Origin of the sequence: Pseudofrankia asymbiotica (assembly GCF_001983105.1) — a bacterium.
Classification (GTDB): domain Bacteria; phylum Actinomycetota; class Actinomycetes; order Frankiales; family Frankiaceae; genus Pseudofrankia; species Pseudofrankia asymbiotica.
Map to the genome: position 1 here is coordinate 1 of NZ_MOMC01000086.1, position 16,445 is coordinate 16,445.

Annotated in this window: 6 protein-coding genes; 2 read left to right on the plus strand and 4 right to left on the minus strand. The window is 71.8% G+C overall.

Translation table 11 applies throughout. The features are described 5' to 3' along the window. The 3 genes from BL253_RS33505 to BL253_RS33515 all read right to left on the minus strand — a co-directional run. Positions 1-9,221, minus strand: a 9,221-nt coding sequence (locus BL253_RS33505; protein WP_116438920.1) for a type I polyketide synthase, incomplete at its 3' end; no start/stop codon positions are given. Continuing rightward, a complete protein-coding gene (locus BL253_RS33510; RefSeq protein WP_076821551.1) occupies positions 9,218-10,024 on the minus strand; it encodes a thioesterase II family protein in 807 nt (268 codons plus the stop codon). The genes BL253_RS33505 and BL253_RS33510, both read right to left, overlap by 4 nt. Continuing rightward, complete coding sequence (locus BL253_RS33515; protein ID WP_076821552.1) at positions 10,021-11,598, minus strand: acyl-CoA carboxylase subunit beta; 1,578 nt, start codon at positions 11,596-11,598, stop codon at positions 10,021-10,023. Before BL253_RS33515 ends, BL253_RS33510 begins: the two co-directional genes overlap by 4 nt. A gap of 354 nt (positions 11,599-11,952) precedes the next feature. Between BL253_RS33515 and BL253_RS33520 the strand changes: the two genes are divergently transcribed. Together BL253_RS33520 and BL253_RS33525 are read left to right on the plus strand one after the other, a co-directional pair. After that, on the plus strand, positions 11,953-12,354 hold the full coding sequence (locus BL253_RS33520) for a YybH family protein (protein WP_198946507.1): 402 nt from the start codon (positions 11,953-11,955) through the stop codon (positions 12,352-12,354). A gap of 268 nt (positions 12,355-12,622) precedes the next feature. Further along, positions 12,623-14,278 carry an aspartate aminotransferase family protein gene (locus BL253_RS33525; RefSeq protein WP_076821554.1) on the plus strand — a complete coding sequence of 552 codons (1,656 nt, stop codon included), beginning with the start codon at positions 12,623-12,625 and terminating at the stop codon, positions 14,276-14,278. An 81-nt stretch (positions 14,279-14,359) separates the two neighbouring features. Here the strand turns inward: BL253_RS33525 and BL253_RS33530 are convergent, their stop codons facing one another. Continuing rightward, positions 14,360-15,910, minus strand: a complete 1,551-nt coding sequence (locus tag BL253_RS33530; RefSeq protein WP_076821555.1) for an AfsR/SARP family transcriptional regulator — start codon at positions 15,908-15,910, stop codon at positions 14,360-14,362. Between the last annotated feature and the right edge of the window lie 535 nt (positions 15,911-16,445).

The window sequence follows — 16,445 nt, forward strand, 5'->3', positions numbered from 1 at the left end:
CAGCCTTCGGACCAGCCGGTGCCGTCGGCGTTGGCGGCGAAGGATTTGCAGCGTCCGTCGGGTGCGAGGCCGTTCAACCGCGAGAACTCCACGAAGACATGTGGCCCCGCCATGACCGTGACGCCGCCGGCGAGGGCGAGGGTGGATTCGCCGGATCGTAGGGATTGGGCGGCGAGGTGGATGGCGACGAGGGAGGAGGAGCAGGCGGTGTCGACGGAGATGGCCGGGCCCTGGAGCCCGAACGTGTACGCCACCCGCCCGGACGCCACGCTGGAGAGGTTGCCCGCCAGCAGGAGGCCCTCGTATTCCTCGGGGCTGCTGGGGAGCCGCGCGGCGTAGTCGTCGTACATCACTCCGGTGAAGACGCCGGTGCGGCTGCCGCGCAGGGTGGCCGGGTCGATGCCCGCGTCCTCGAACGTCTCCCAGGTCGTCTCCAGCAGGAGCCGGTGCTGCGGGTCCATTGCGGTGGCCTCGCGCGGGGAGATGCCGAAGAAGGCCGCGTCGAACTGGTCGGCGTCGTGCAGGAAACCGCCGTGACGGGTGTAGGTGGTTCCTGGGGCGCGAGACTCCGGGTCGAACAGTGCCTCCAGGTCCCAGCCGCGGTTCGTCGGGAACTCGCTGATCGCGTCGACGCCTTCGGAGACCAGCCGCCACAGGTCCTCCGGCGAAGCCACCCCACCCGGCAGCCGACACGCCATGCCCACGACCGCGATCGGCTCCGTCTCGCTCGTGACGACGCGTGCCGCGCCCGTCGGCCTGGCCGGCTCGGTCGAGGGGTGCGCGGCGGCCACGGTCTCGACCAGATGCCGGGCGAGCGCGTCGGGGGAGGGATACTCGAAGACCGCGGTAGCCGGTAGCCGGAGCCCGGTGACCTGGTTGAGCTGGTTGCGCAGCTCCACCCCGGTCAGTGAATCGAGCCCGATCTCCCGGAAGGCCAGCGTCGACGGGATCTCGCCGCCGTCCGCGTGGCCGAGCACGGCGGCCACCAGATCGCGCACCATCGTGAGCGCGGCCGCGGCACGCTCGTCCTCGGCGAGCGCGGCGAGGCTGTCCGCCCAGGACTCGCCGGACCCGCCGGACTGATGCACGGGGCCGACCCGTGTCCTGCCCGGACGGCGGGCACGGCGGCCAGCGGGCAGCAGGGCGCGCAGCAGCTCGAGTGGATCGTCCCCACCGTCACGCGCGGCCGCGAGGTCGAGAGCGGCGGGAACATACAGCGCCTCCTGCCCGCCGAGTGCCGCGTCGAAGAGCGCGAGCCCTCGTTCGGCGGCCAGCGGCGCGATGCCCGATCGGGCCCAGCGGGACCGGTCGGCTTCCGTGAGCCCGCCGCCCATCCCTGCGGCCACGCCGCCGGCGGCGGTGACGTCCGCCCACAGCCCCCAGGCGAGCGACGTGGCGGGCATCCCGCGGGCGCGGCGGCGGGCGGCGAGCGCGTCGAGGGCGGCGTTGGCCGCCGCGTAGTTGGCCTGTCCCGCGGTGCCCATCAGGCCGGAGATCGAGGAGAACAGGATGAACGCGCTCAGCGGCCGGTTGGCGGTGAGTTCGTGCAGGTTCCAGGCACCGCGCACCTTGGGGCGCATCACCGCGTCGACCTGCTCGTCGGTGAGCGTGGTGACCGTGGCGTCATCGAGGACACCCGCGGTATGGATCACCGCGCTGAGCGGGTGCTCCTCGGGGATGCCGGCCAGCATCGCCGCGACGGCCTCGCGATCCGCGACGTCGACCGCCACGACGGAGACCTGGGCGCCCAGGAGGGTGAGGTCATCGACGAGCCTGTCCACACCGGGGCTGTCGGGGCCGCGGCGGCTGCTCAGGACGAGACGCCGCACCTGGTGCCGGCTGACGAGATGGCGGGCGAGGAGACCACCGAGCCCGCCGGTGCCTCCCGTGATCAGAACGGTGCCTTCGACGGAAGGGCCGTCAGCGCCAACCAGGGAGCCGAGATCGACGGGGGGCCGCGCCTCGTCCGCGGGGACGCGGGCCAGGCGCGGGACGAGCGGGACTCCGCCGCGCACGGCGACCTGCGCGTGCCCCCCGTGCGTCATGGCAGGCAGCACGGCGACGTCGTCCGCGGGTTCGAGATCTACGAGCAGGAACCGGCCCGGATGCTCGGTCTGCGCCGAGCGGACCAGGCCCCACACGGCGGCCGCGCCCAGATCGGTCACGTCCTCGCCGGCCCTGGTGGAGACCGCCCCTGTGGTCACGAACGCCATGCGGGCGTGCTCGAGCCGGGGCTCCGCCAGGAACCGGCGGACGGCCCTGGCCGCGTCCATCGCCGCGGCCGAAGCGGTCGGGGTGGCAGCGCCTGGGGCGTCGCCACGGACCCGGACGACGACCACGTCCGTCCTGTCGCCGTCCGGCGGTTCCGCGCCGATAGCCTCGCGCCAGCGCGCCGTGTCGAGCCGGGTCGCCGGGCCGGTCGCCACGGGTTCCCACGCCACGGCGAACAGGCCGTCGCCGTCGTCGTCCGCCGTCGGGGCGAGCCGGCTGCGCGCGGCGGGGCGCAGGGCGAGCGACTCGACGGTCGCGACCAGCGCCCCAGTGGGATCGGCGAGGGCGAGGGAGACATCCCCGAGCGCCGAATCGGCCCCGAGCTCGGGGAGGCCCGAGATCCGGACCCGCAACGTGGTCGCGCCGCGGGCGCCAGGGAAGGCCCGGGTCCAGGTGAAGGGCAGCAGGATCTCCGCGGGAGAGACCTCCCGCGCGGCCTCGAGCACGAGAGGATGCAGCGCCGCGTCGAACAGCGCCGGGTGGACGGCGAAGCGATCGGCGTCCATCCCGGCCTCGGGGGGCAGCGTCACCTCGGCGAAGAGGTCGGAGCCCGCCCGCCACCTGGCCGTCAGCCCCGCGAAGGCCGGCCCGTAGGCGTAGCCGAGCTCGGCCAGCCGGTCATACACGCCGTCGGGCGGCTCGGCGACGGCGCCCGCCGGCGGCCACCGCAGCGCCCACGCGGCGTCCGATGCCTGGTCGCCCACCGCCGCGGCGAGGGTCCCCGACGCGTGGCGTGTCCACGGCCGCTCGTCGCCCTCCGGACGCGAGTGGACACGCAGCCGTCGGGCGCCGTCGGGACCGGGGGCCTCGACGGTGACCTGTATGACCACCGCCTGCCGTTCGGGCATGATCAGCGGAGCCTCGAGCACGAGGTCCTCCACCAGCTGCGCGCCGGCATGCTCGCCGGCCGTGAACGCGAGGTCGAGGAACGCGGTGGCTGGCACCAGCACACTGCCGCCGATCGTGTGATCGGCGAGCCAGCCGTGCTCCGCCAGGGAGAGCCGGCCCGTGAGCACGACCTCCTGACGGTCGGCGAGGTCGACGGCGGCCGTGATCATCGCGTTCCCCGTCGTCGTCAGCCCGAGGCCTCGGGCGTCGGCCGGTGACGTCGCCGGGATCCAGTACCGCCCGCGCTGGAACGGGTAGGTGGGCAGGTCGACGGCCCGCCCCGCCGGGAAGAAGCTCGTCCGGTCCAGCGGTGCGCCGAGCGTGTGCGCCGCGGCGGCGCCGGCCACGAACGCCTCCGGCTCTGGCCGGTCGGCGCGCAGCAGGGGCACGGCCACGGACCCGGCCCCCGTGAAGGACCTGGTGGCCAGCGGCGAGAGCACGGCGTCTGGCCCCACCTCGACGAACACCGAGGTGCCCTGGGCCTCCAGATGGCGGACGGCGTCCGCGAAGCGCACGGTCTCGCGAATCTGGCGTGCCCAGTAGTCGGGCGAGCTCAGCTCGTGGTCGTCGAGGGCGGCGCCGGTGACCGTGGAGACGACCGGAATGTGGGCCGGGCGGAACGTCATGGTCGAGGCGAAGGCCCGGAACTCCTCGAGGATCGCGTCCATGTGCGGCGAATGGAACGCGTGACTGACCGACAGGTCACGCGTGCGGCGACCGCGCCCACGCCACAGCGCGGCGACACGGCGCACGGCGGCCTCGTCACCCGCGATCACGACGGAGCGAGGCGCGTTGACGGCGGCGATCGCCACCCGCTCCTCGTCCCCCCGCAGGGAGTCCGCGACCTCGCCCTCCGATGCCTCCAGCGCGACCATCGCGCCAACGGCCGGAGTCGACTGCATGAGCCGCCCGCGCGTGGCCGTGAGCGCGGCGGCGTCCTCCAGCGAGAGCACCCCCGCCACGTGCGCCGCGGCGATCTCCCCGACGGAGTGGCCCGCCACCATGTCGGGGCGCAGCCCATGCCGCCACGCCAGCCGGAACAGCGCGATCTCGAGCGCGAGGAGGGCCGGCTGGGTGTAGGCCGTCTGGCCCAGGAACGTGGCCTCGTCGGAGCCCGCCTCCGCGAACATCGCGGTGCGTAGGCTGATGTCGAGGTGGGGGTCGACGGCGTCGACGACCTCGTCGAGGGCGGTGGCGAAGACCGGGGCGTGCGCGTACAGCTCCCGGCCCATGCCGGCGCGCTGAGATCCCTGGCCGGTGAACAGGAACGCGGTCACGTCGTTGCCCGCCTCGCTGACGACGAGATTGGGCGCTCGGCGCCCGTCCGCCAGCGCGTCGAGACCGGCAAGAAGGTCATCGGAGGTCGCGCCGACGATCGCGGCGCGATGCCGCAGACTGGTCCGGGTGCTCAGGGACAGGCCAACGTCCGGCAGGGACGCGAGCTTGCGCGGATGGGCGCGCAGGTCGTCGCGCAGCTGCCCCGCCCGTGCGCGCAACGCGGGCTCGCTGTTGGCCGACAGCGGCCACGGAACCACTTCGGAGCGCGGCGAGCCCGAGCCGCCCCCGTCCCCTCGGGCCTCGGCCGCGCCGGCCTCGGCCGCTTGGGGATCATTTTCCTCGACGATGACGTGCGCGTTGGTGCCGGAGATGCCGAAGGAGGAGACCGCCGCCCGGCGGAGTTCGCCGGTCCGCGGCCAGGGACGCGGCTCCTGGAGCAGCTCCACGGCGCCGGACGACCAGTCGACGTGCGGGGTGGGTTCGTCCGCGTGCAGCGTCCTGGGCAGGAGACCGTGCCGGATGGCCTCCACCATCTTGATCAGTCCGCCGACCCCGGCCGCCGCCTGCGTGTGGCCCGTGTTGGATTTCAGCGACCCCAGGTAGAGCGGCGCCCGCCCGGCACGGTGGCGGCCGTAGGTGGCCAGCAGCGCCTCGGCCTCGATCGGGTCGCCGAGCCGGGTGCCGGTGCCGTGGGCCTCGACGGCGTCCACGTCGGCCGGAGTGAGCCCGGCGTCGTCCAGCGCCTGCCGGATGACCTCTTCCTGGGCCGGGCCGTTCGGGGCCGTCAGCCCGTTGGAGGCGCCGTCGGAGTTGACGGCGCTCCCGCGGACGACGCCGAGCACCCGGTGCCCGTTGCGGCGGGCCTCGGAGAGGCGCTCCAACACCAGCACGCCCACCCCTTCCGCCCACGAGGTGCCGTCGGCGGCGGCGGAGAACGCCTTGGAACGACCGTCGGGAGCCAGCCCGCCCTGACGGGCGAACTCGACGAACATCCCGGGCGTGGACATGACGGTCACGCCCCCGGCGAGCGCGAGCGTCGACTCGCCCGCGCGTAGCGAGCGCGTCGCCAGGTGAAGTGCGACCAGTGAGGAGGAGCAGGCCGTGTCGACGGTCACCGCCGGCCCGTTCAGTCCTAGTTGGTAGGCGATCCGTCCGGACATCACGCTGGGCGTCGTTCCGGTCAGCAGATGGCCTTCGACCGCGCCGAACCCCTGGTGCATTCTCGGGCCGTAGTCGAACGCGGTCGCGCCGACGAACACCCCGGTGCGCGTGCCGCGCAGGGCGGCCGCGTCCAGCCCCGCCCGCTCCACCGCCTCCCACGCCGTCTCGAGCAGCACGCGCTGCTGGGGATCCATGCCCAGCGCCTCCCGCGGCGAGATGCCGAAGAACGCCGCGTCGAACCAGGCGGCCTCGCGCAGGAATCCACCGGACCGCACCGCGCCGCGGCCGTCCCCCGCCGGGCCCGGTCCGGCCAGGTCGGCGTCCCAGCCTCGATCGGTGGGGAAGCCTGAGATCGCGTCGTGGCCGGCGGAGACGAGTTCCCACAGCTGCTCGGGCGACTCCACACCGCCGGGGTAGCGACAGGCCATCCCGATGATGGCGATCGGTTCACGGGACGCCTGGGAAGGGTCCGCCGCGCCGAGGGCGGACTCGTCGGCTCCCCTCGGGGCCGCGAGGACCGTGCGCAGGTAGGCGGTGAGCCGGGCTGGTGTCGGATGGTCGAAGAGCAGCCCGCTCGGCAGCCGCAGCCCGGTGGCGGCCGACAGCGCGTCGCGTAGCTCCACCGACATCAGAGAGTCGAGGCCCAGGTCCCGGAAGGAGGCGTTCAGGTCGAGGCGGTCGCCGCCGACGTGCCCGAGGACCTCGGCGAGCCGGCCGGCGACCAGCGCGCCGGCCGCCGCGGCCGGCGGTCGGCCCTCGGCGACCAGCGCGTCGGCCGCCGCGGCCGGCGCCGGCTCGGCCGCGACCAGACCGGGTGCCGCCGACGCGGCCTCCGTCGATTCGGGTGCCGGGGACGCGGTGGGCGTGGCCACCGGGCCGTCGAGGTCGAACCAGTGCCGGTCACGTTGGAACGGGTAGGTGGGCAGCGCGACCCGGCGGCCGTCGCGGCCGTCATATGCCTGCTCCCAGTCGACGTGGACGCCGCGTACGAAGGCCGTGGCGAGCGCCGCCAGCAGCGTCGGGGCCTCGGGCCTGCCTCGGCGCGTCGCCGCCACGGCCGTGACCTGCTCCGGATCGAGCACGGAGTCGGCCACCATCGCCGCGCAGACCCCGTCCGGGCCCAGCTCCAGGAACGTGCCCGTGCCCGCGGCCTCGAGGGCTCGCGCCGCCGCCATGAAGCGCACCGGTCGCCGAACCTGCTCCACCCAGTAGTCGGCCGTCGACCAGGACCCGGCGGCCACCGCGCCTCCGGTCACCGTGGAGACGGCCGGGATCGCGGGCTCGCGGTAGGTGAGGGTCTCGGCCACGGCGCGGAAGTCGTCGAGCATGCCGTCCATGAGCGGGGAGTGGAAGGCGTGCGAGACCGAGAGGTGCCGGGTGCGCCGGCCGCGGCCGTGGAAGCGCTCCGCGACCCTGAGGACAGCCTGCTCGTCACCGGCGAGAACGACCGCGCGCGGACCGTTCACGGCGGCGATCGCCAGCGGGGCGGCGGCCGCCTCGCACCAGGGCAGCAACTCGTCCTCGGTCGCCTCGATCGCGACCATGGCTCCGCCCGCGGGCAGCGCGCCCATGCCGCGGCCGCGGGCGGCCACCAGCGTCGCCGCGTCGGCCAGGGACAGTACGCCGGCCACGTGCGCCGCCGTGATCTCACCGATGGAGTGCCCGGCCACCCGGTCGGGACGCACTCCCCACGCCTCGACCAGCCGGTACAGCGCGACCTCGACGGCGAACAGGGCCGGCTGGGTGAAGGCGGTACGGTCGAGGTCGTCGCCGGCGGCGATGACCTCACGCAGCGACCGCCCCAGCAACGGGTCGAGATGGGCCGCCACCGCGTCGAAGGCCGCGGCGAAGGCGGGGAACGCCGCGTGGAGCTCGAGTCCCATCCCCACGCGTTGCGCGCCCTGGCCGGTGAAGACGACGGCGAGTCCGGCGGGTTGCGCCGAGCCGGCCAGCACCGCCGGGCTCGTGGCCCCGGCGGCGAGTGAGGCCAGGCCCGCCAGCGTCTCCTCTCTGCCCCGCGTGAGGACGACTCCACGATGTTCGAACAGCGTCCGGGTCCGGAGAAGGGACCAGCCGGCGTCGTCCGGCCGTATCCGCGGGTCGTCCGACAGCGCCGAGCGCACCCGCTCGGCCTGAGCACGTAGCGCCGCTGGTGTCCGTCCGGAGACGATCAATGGCATGGCGGCCTCGTCGGCCTCGTCAGCGGTGGCGGCCTGCGCACCCATGGCCGCCCGTGCGTCCGGGGGTTCGAAGCGGCTGATCGGGCTCTCGGTCACCACCACGTGCGCGTTCGTGCCGCCCATCCCGAACGAGGAGACGCCCGCGACCAGCGCTCGGTCGGGACCCGGCCAGTCGGTCAGCTCGCTTTGCACCGTGAGCCCGAGCTCGGACAGCGGAATCCGCGGGTTCGGCGTGTCGAAGTTCAGGCTCGGTGGCAGGCGACGGTGCGTCAGGCTCAGCAGGGTCTTGAGTAGGCCGACCAGCCCGGCCGCTCCGCCGAGATGGCCGACATTGGTCTTGACGGATCCGACGCGCAGAGGGTTCGCCGCCGCCCGGCCCTCGCGGAACACCGCGCCGAGCGCGGCCGCCTCGATGGGATCACCGACCGGCGTGCCCGTGCCGTGCAGTTCCACGTACTGGGCCTCGCGTGGTTCCACGCCCGCCGACCGCCACGCCGAACGGATCACCTCTTCTTGCGCGGCCTGGCTGGGTACGGTCAGACCCGGCGTCGCRCCGTCGTTGTTCACCGCGCTGCCGAGCAGCAGCCCGTGGATCGGGTCCAGGTCGGCCAGGGCCTGGCTCAGCGGCTTGAGGATCACCGCGACGCCGCCCTCGCCGCGGACGAATCCGTTCGCGCGAGCATCGAAGGCGTACGTGGTGGCGTCCGGGGAGAGCCCACCGAAGCGCTCCTCAGCGAGGGCGCTCGCGGCGAGCAGGTTGAGGTTCACCCCGGCCGCGATCGCTGTGGTCGACTCGCCCGACCGCAGCGACTCGCAGGCCAGATGCACCGCCACCAGCGCCGACGACTGCGCCGTGTCCACCACCAGGCTCGGGCCACGCAGGCCGAGGTGGTAGGAGACCCGGTTCGCGATGATTCCCCGGCTCACCCCGGCCATGGTGTGCTGTGTGACCGCGGTACCGCCCCGCTGACCCACGAGAGCGGCGAAGTCGTCCCGCGGGCAGCCGACCACGACGGCGGTGGGTCCGCCGCGCAGTGCCGCCGGCGGGATGCCCGCGTTCTCGAGTCCCTCCCATGCCAGCTCCAGGACCAGGCGTTGCTGTGGGTCCATCGCCGCGGCCTCACGCGGCGAGATACCGAAGAACCCCGCGTCGAATTCATCGACGCGCGGGAGGAAGCCACCGAGGGCTGGGCCAGGCACCGCCGTGTCTCGGGGACGGTCCCAGCGGCCCTCGGGCACGGCGGCGATGGCGCTGGTGCCTTCGCGCAGCAGGCGCCAGAACGCGTCCGGGTCGGCGGCCGCCGGCAGGCGGCAGGCGATCCCGATGACGGCGATCGGTTCGCGCTGACCGGTCGGCGTTCCGGCGACGGCTTCCGCGGGGGTCGCCGCCGCGATGGGCGGTCCGTATGGTCCAGCCTCGTTCCGGTCCGGTAGCTTCGTCATCCGTTTCGACCGTCCCTCCCGCAAGAAGCCACTGAGTCGTCGTCATCCACGCGGCCGGCGAGGCGGCCCCGGACGAGAGCCGCGACGCCGGGCATGTTGTCGTTCAGGTAGAAGTGACCGCCGGGGAAGACCCGCGTGTCCGAGCCAGCCACGGTCCGGGTTCGCCACGCCTCGGCCTCGGGCGCGGTCACCAGTGGGTCGTCGTGGCCGCGCAGGACGGTGATGGGCATGGTGAGCCGCGGCGCTGGAAGCGGGCTGTACCTGCCCAGCGCGGCGTAGTCGGCCCGTAGCGCGGGCAGCGCGAGCTCGCGCAGCTCCGGGTCGTCGAGCACGGCCCCGACGGTTCCGCCGAGGCGACGGATCTCCCTGAGCAGCGCCATGTCGTCCGCCGGCACGGTCTGTCGCCCGTCCGGCTCAGGCGCCGCCCGTCCCGAGACGAACAGCCGGACGGGCCGAGGCAGCGAGTTCGCCGCGATCCGTACGGCCGTCTCGTATCCCACGATCGCCCCCATGCTGTGGCCGAACAGGGCGAACGGACGTGCCTGCGCGCCCAGCGCGTCGGCTACGCCGTCGGCGAGCGCGCGCAGGTCGCCCGCCGGCGGCTCGTCCCGCCGGTCCTGTCGGCCTGGGTACTGGACGGCGACCACCTCGACGTCGGGGGCCAACGCGAGCGCGAGGGGACGGTAGACGCCCGCCGAGCCTCCCGCGTGGGGAAAGCAGACCAGCAGGGGCGATCCCGCGTTCGCCGGCGCGAAGACACGCAGCCAGGTGCTCGACCGGCCCGTGGCTACCCGGATAGTCATGTGGGCGGGTTGCCGTGCTTGCGGGCTGGGATCTCGGCGTGTTTCGCCCGCAGCATGGCGAGCGCGCGGATGAGCGTCGCGCGGGTGTCGCCCGGGTCGATGACGTYGTCGACCAGCCCCCGCTCCGCGGCGTAGTAGGGGTGCATCAGCTCGGCCCGGTACTCCTTGACGAGGCGGGCCCGCGTCTCCTCGGGATCGTTGGCTCCCGCGATCTGCCGGCGGAACACGATGTTCGCCGCGCCCTCGGCGCCCATCACGGCGATCTCGTTGGTCGGCAGCGCGAACGACAGGTCGGCGCCGACCGAGCGCGAGTCCATGACGATGTAGGCACCGCCGTATGCCTTGCGCAGGATCAGCGAGATGCGTGGCACGGTCGCGTTGCAGTAGGCGTAAAGCAGCTTCGCGCCGTGGCGGATGATGCCACTGTGCTCCTGGCCGACTCCGGGGAGGAAGCCTGGCACGTCGACCAGCGTCRCGAGCGGAATGCTGAACGCGTCACAGAACTGGACGAATCGCCCGGCCTTCTCGCTCGCGTGGATATCCAGGACACCGGCTTTCGACAGCGGCTGGTTGGCGACAAGACCGACGACATGGCCGCCGAGCCTCGCCAGCACGCACACGATGTTGGTGGCCCAGGTCTCGTGGATCTCGAACACTTCGCCGTCGTCGGCGATCTCTTCGATAACGGAGCGGATGTCGTACGRCTGGCTCGGCTCGACCGGCACCAGATCGAGCAGGGAGTCGGTCCTGCGCTCGGGTGAGTCCGTGCTGGCGGCGACCGGTGGCATCTCCCCGTTGTTCGCGGGAAGCAGCGAGAGCAGGTAGCGGACGTCCTCCAAGCAGGCGTGCTCGTCGTCATGGACGAAGTGGGCGACTCCGGAAGTGGCGGCGTGCACGTCGGCACCGCCGAGACCGTCCAGCGAGATCTCCTCCCCGGTGACGGCGCGGATGACATCGGGGCCGGTGATGAACATCTGTGAGGTCTGGCGGACCATGAAGACGAAGTCGGTGAGAGCGGGGCTGTAGGCCGCGCCTCCGGCGCAGGGGCCAAGGATGACGCTGATCTGGGGGATCACCCCCGACGCCCGGGTGTTGCGCTGGAAGATGCCGCCGTAGCCGGCCAGGGCGGAAACACCCTCCTGGATCCGGGCACCCGCGCCGTCATTCAGCGAGACCAGCGGCGCTCCCGCGGCCAGCGCCAGATCCATCACCTTGTGAATCTTTGTCGCGTGGGCCTCGCCGAGCGCGCCGCCGAAGATACGGAAGTCGTGTGCGTAGAGAAAGATCGTACGGCCGTACACCGTTCCCCAGCCGGTGATGACGCCGTCGGTATAGGGGCGGACATCGTCGAGCCCGAAACCAGACGCCCGGTGACGGCGCAGTGGTTCGATCTCCTGGAAAGATCCGTCGTCCAGCAGGAGCTCGATCCTTTCACGCGCGGTCAGCTTGCCACGCGCGTGCTGGCGATCCGTGCCGGTGGGATCCGGCCCCAGTTGCGCCTGCTTTCGCAGCTGGTTCAGCTCGGTGAGCAGGTCGCGGGCGGAGCCGCTCTGCCTGTGGTCCACTCTGGTCACGATGTGCTCGGCCTTCCCGCGTTAGCCGGTCGTGGGTCGTCGGTCGTCGGCACCGCCGGCGCGCCGCGTCCGGCCGGACCGCGACGCTGTTTAGAACCGACGCTGTGGCGCCGGTCCGGGGTGGCTCGACGCCTCTTGTCACCGACCGGACGACGTGCCCGGCGCTCCGCATCGAAGCTACATACAGCCGGAGAAGCCGCATCTCAGCGGCCGGTAAGTTTCCGTTAACGGCTCGGAATCGATATCAAGGTCACGGAGTTACCGGTCCGTAAGCCGGTCGTTAGCGCCACCGAAATACAGTTGGTGACAGCCGGAAGCATCCCGGAAGAACCTCGTGACAGGGAACGGTGAGCGATGACGGTCGCGGTTGATATGGGTGAACGGGCGCGAGAGGTCGTGGCGCATACCGAGCACTATGTGCGGGCGTTCAACGACGGCGACGCCGCGCTCGTCAACTCGATGTACACGCCGGAGGCGGTGGCGGTCTGGGAACCTGGGCAGCCGCTGACCGGGCAGGCACGCGCGGACTACGTGATTGAGTACCTCTCCCGACGGCCGAAGATACACACCACGACGCGGCAGTCATATGTCACCACCGACACCGCCCTGCTGATCGTGGACTGGGCCATCGCGACCACGGACGACACCGGCGCGCCGGAGCTGCTCACGGGGGTGGGCGTCGACGTGCTTCGCCGTGGCGATGACGGGCACTGGCGTTACGCCGTGGACGACCCATACGGCGACAGCGGCGAGTAGCGAACGCCGTCGGCTCATGGGACGCCGCCGGACGTGACCCTGCTGGGACGCCCTTGCCTCGCGGCACGGCGAGGCAAGGGCGGGCGCCGTCACTGGGCGCCGTCAACCGGGCGGGTCACTCTCTCGGCCGCGAGGTGACTGCTCGCCGTCTTTCAGCTGGTGCCGGGCGGGCACCAGCGCCCGTCTCCGGCGTGCTGCCGCCTTCTGGCACCGCCGGCGCCCCGCCCTGGGATCCAGAGACATCGCCGAGGCATGGGAGAAGAAGCCGATGGACCCGACCACCACCGAGAACGAGCTCGCGGAGCCACACCTGCGCGCGCTTCTGTCGACCGTCGGTCTCGACGTCGAATATGTCCGAGCCGCTGGCAACACGCTCTACCGACGGGGCGACGACGGCGAGGAGATCGCCGTGCTGGATCTCGCCGGCGGTTACGGGTCGCTTATGTTCGGCCACAACCACCCTCGGATCGTGGCGCGGGCCAGGAATCTCCTCGCGGAGGGGACGCCCGTGCACGCGCAGTTCTCCCGGCATCCCTATGCGAACGCGCTGGCCGCTCGGCTCAACCAGATTATTCAGCGGGAGCTTGGGCGGGACGAGCCCTACTATGCGATTTTCGCGAGCAGCGGGGCGGAGGCTGTCGAAGCGGCGATCAAACACGCGGAGATGGATCGGGGTATCCGGGCGGACGCTCTGATCACCGAGGTCGAGTCAAGTCTTGATGCCGTACATGCCAGGGCCGGCGAGGGTACGCTCAGGCTCGCGCCGCGGATCCTCGACCTGCTCGCGGAAATCGACGGGAGCGGCCAGGCGCGGTCCGACGCGACGCGGGTCCCGATCGATGGYGGAGGAGGCGATGGCGCGCGGGTCGCCGAAGCGGGGACGCTTGATCTGATCATCGGTGAGATCCGCCGCCACAACGTCGCGCAACGGGCTCGCGGTCCCTTGTTCCTCGCGCTCGAAGGGGCTCTGCACGGCAAGCTCGTCGGGTCGGTGCAGCTCACACACAATGTGGCCTACCGAACGCCGTTTCGGGCGCTGGCCGCGCAGGCGCGATTCGTCCCGTCGGAGGAGCCGGATGTCCTGCGCAAGACCGTCGAGAACGAACGGGCGGTGGTCCTGGACCTGGTGATTGACGCGKGAGTGCTCGACGTCGTCGAACGGCCGTATCCCGTTTTCTGCGCCTTCGTGCTGGAGCCGATCCAGGGTGAGGGCGGGATCAACCCGGTGTCCGAGCGCTTCACCCGGGAGATCCAGGAGATCTGCGAGTCGATCGACTGCCCGATCATCGTGGACGAGATACAGACCGGGATGGGGCGGACCGGAACGTTCCTGGCCAGTTCCGCGACGGGGCTGCTCGGCGACTACTACGTACTGGCGAAGAGTCTCGGCGGGGGAGTGGCCAAGGCTGCTGTGATGCTTGTCCGACAGACTCGTTACCGGGAGGCGTTCGAGCTCGTCCACAGTTCGACRTTCGCCAAGGACAGCTTTTCCTGCCACATAGCCCTCACCGTGCTGGACATGCTGGAAGCCGACGGTGGACGCGCCTATCAGGTCGCCGCCGAACGCGGCGATCGGCTGGCCGCGATGCTCCAGGGGGTGTGGGCGGACTTCCCCGACGTCGTCAGGGAGATCCGAGGCCGCGGGCTGATGCTCGGAATGGAGTTCATGGACCAGTCCGGCGCGTCTTCGTCGGCGATCCGGACTCAGGCCGAGGCCGGCTTCCTGGGATATGCCATCGCTGGTTACCTGCTGCGACTGCACAACATCCGGACCTTCCCGACCGCGAGCGCGGTGAATACTCTGCGCTTTGAGCCGTCGCTGCTCGTGACAGACGCGGAGATCGGGCAGCTCGAGGTCGGACTGCGTGTCGCCTGCGCGGTGCTGCGAAGCCAGGATGGAGAACGCCTGCTTCCACCGGCCTGACCCAGCCGCCGGGCACGCCGGGCAAGCACGACAAGCCTCTGAGGGGGGCCACGGCGACGCCGCCGTGGCGGCGCGCGGCTGTCAGTCCGCCGCCGCGGTCGGCGCCGACCGCGTCTCCGCCTCCTCGATTCGCCATCCGTCCGCGACGTCGGCTCGCCGATACCGCGCGGCGCTCAGCGCGGCACGGTGAGTGCTGCTATCGGTGATGACCTCCCCGGAGGGCACGACCTCAAGAAGCGCCACGGACTCCTCGAGGATGGCGCCGGTCACGGAGATCCGCGGCTGCCCGGTGCTGAGGGGGCGGCGTACCAGAGCATCGCCGGTGGAGACGGTCGCGAGGATGTCCATCGCCTCGAACGGGTGCTCGGCGGTGACGGGTGACAGGGAGGCCCGAACGGCCAGAGCGGCGTGCACCGCCCGTTCGGCGTCGTCCGAGGYGGTGCCCGTGGCGCCGAAAACAGCCATCGTCACCGTCCCGGTCGACGCGGTCACAAGTCCGTCGTACAACCGGATCTTGCTCCGGATCTCGGCGAGTGCCCAGGGCAGCACCTTGTCCAGGTAGTCGGCGCGGTGTGTGGCCCGAAACCGGATCTTGACCAGCACGATGCTGACGCGCCTGYGCTCCACGGTCTCACGGGGGACGGGAGCGCTGGGTCCCCCCGCGCGGGACATCGAGATGACGGGCGTGACGGGCGTCGGCGCCTTCACGTTGGATCTCGACATGGGTTCCAACCGGTCTGGCCGGGCGGAACCTGCCAGCGGAGGACCGCTCCTGTCACGGTCGGCCCGCCCGGTCGGGGCATCGGCCGGAACGGAAACGCGGTTCGCCCACGGCCTCGCCGCCGCCTCCGCGTCCTGGCCGCCCATCCGAAGCAGCACGGGATCATGGCTGAGGATCGCCTGTTGAAGGTCCTGTAGAGCGCGGCCGGGCTCCAGGCCGAGATCACCAATCAGCGCCGAGCGAATACGGGAGTACACAGCCAGTGCGTTCGCGTGCCGCCCGCTTCGGTACAACGCGATCATCAGCTGGGCGCACGAGCGTTCACGCAGCGGCTCGCTCTTCACCAGAGCCTCAAGCTCGGCGAGTACCGCCTGATGCCGGCCGGATGCGAGTTCCGCCTCGAAGAGGTCCTCGAGGGCGTCGAGCCGGGTGCCCTCGAGGGTGGAGAGCTCCGGCCATTGGATCCCCGMCTCGACGAGATCGGCGAGAGCCGGCCCCCGCCACAGGTCCAGAGCACCGCGCAGGGTCCGCGCGGCGGCCTGAGGTGACCCCTTGGCGAGTTCGGTCCGGCCGGTCTCGAGCGCGGCCTGGAAACGCAGCAGATCGATCTGGCTCGGGTCGGCGCGCAACATGTACCCGGGAGGCTGGGTGAGCAGCGAGGCCGGTCGGCCCTCGAAGCCGGCGGCCGCGAGGGCGCGACGCAGTCCCCAGACCGAATTCTGAAGTATCTGGCGGGCCGATACGGGGGCCTGGTCGTCAGGCCACAGGACATCCAGCAGCTGGCTCGTCGCCACGGTGCGGTTGGCATGCAGAAGCAGAAATCCGAGAGTTGTTCGTCTCTTCAGGCCGCCAAGCGCGATCGATTGTCGGCCGACCACCACCTCGAGCGGGCCAAGTACAAGGAACCGCACGGTTCTCCCTGGTCATCTGYGGATCGGAAAATGGATATGCCTCGGAAATCGGCCGTGTGCGTTCAAGGTCCGCCGTCGGTTCCGGAGTGTCAGCGCTCATGAGTCTCGCGCGGGGGAGTGCTTCAGGCCAGGATTGTCATGTACTAACGACATGCTAGACAGGTAGCCAAATTCCGTAGCGTTGTGGTGACTCAAGTCACAGAGTCACGGAAGACTGTCCATGTGTCGGCTACCGAATCGGTCGCGGATGCCGCCCGTTTTCCGGATTCCATCCAGAATGCGCTCCATGTCGTGAACCGGACATCTCGATTCGGTGAAGTCGGGTGGATGGTGGTGTCCGTCGTGATAAGAGGGCGGGCGAGGCCGGACTCCGGCGCGGCCGTGCCGCCGTACTGGGCCGCGGCGAGAGRGAATCACCCGCTGGCGCGGGAGGAGGCAAGTATGCTTCGCCGCTCGACTGAGAAACCGACTCGGTCCCGGCGAAGCATCGTCGGGCTACAGGCGGCCGACGGCTGGCGGCTGGCGGGGCGCGGGC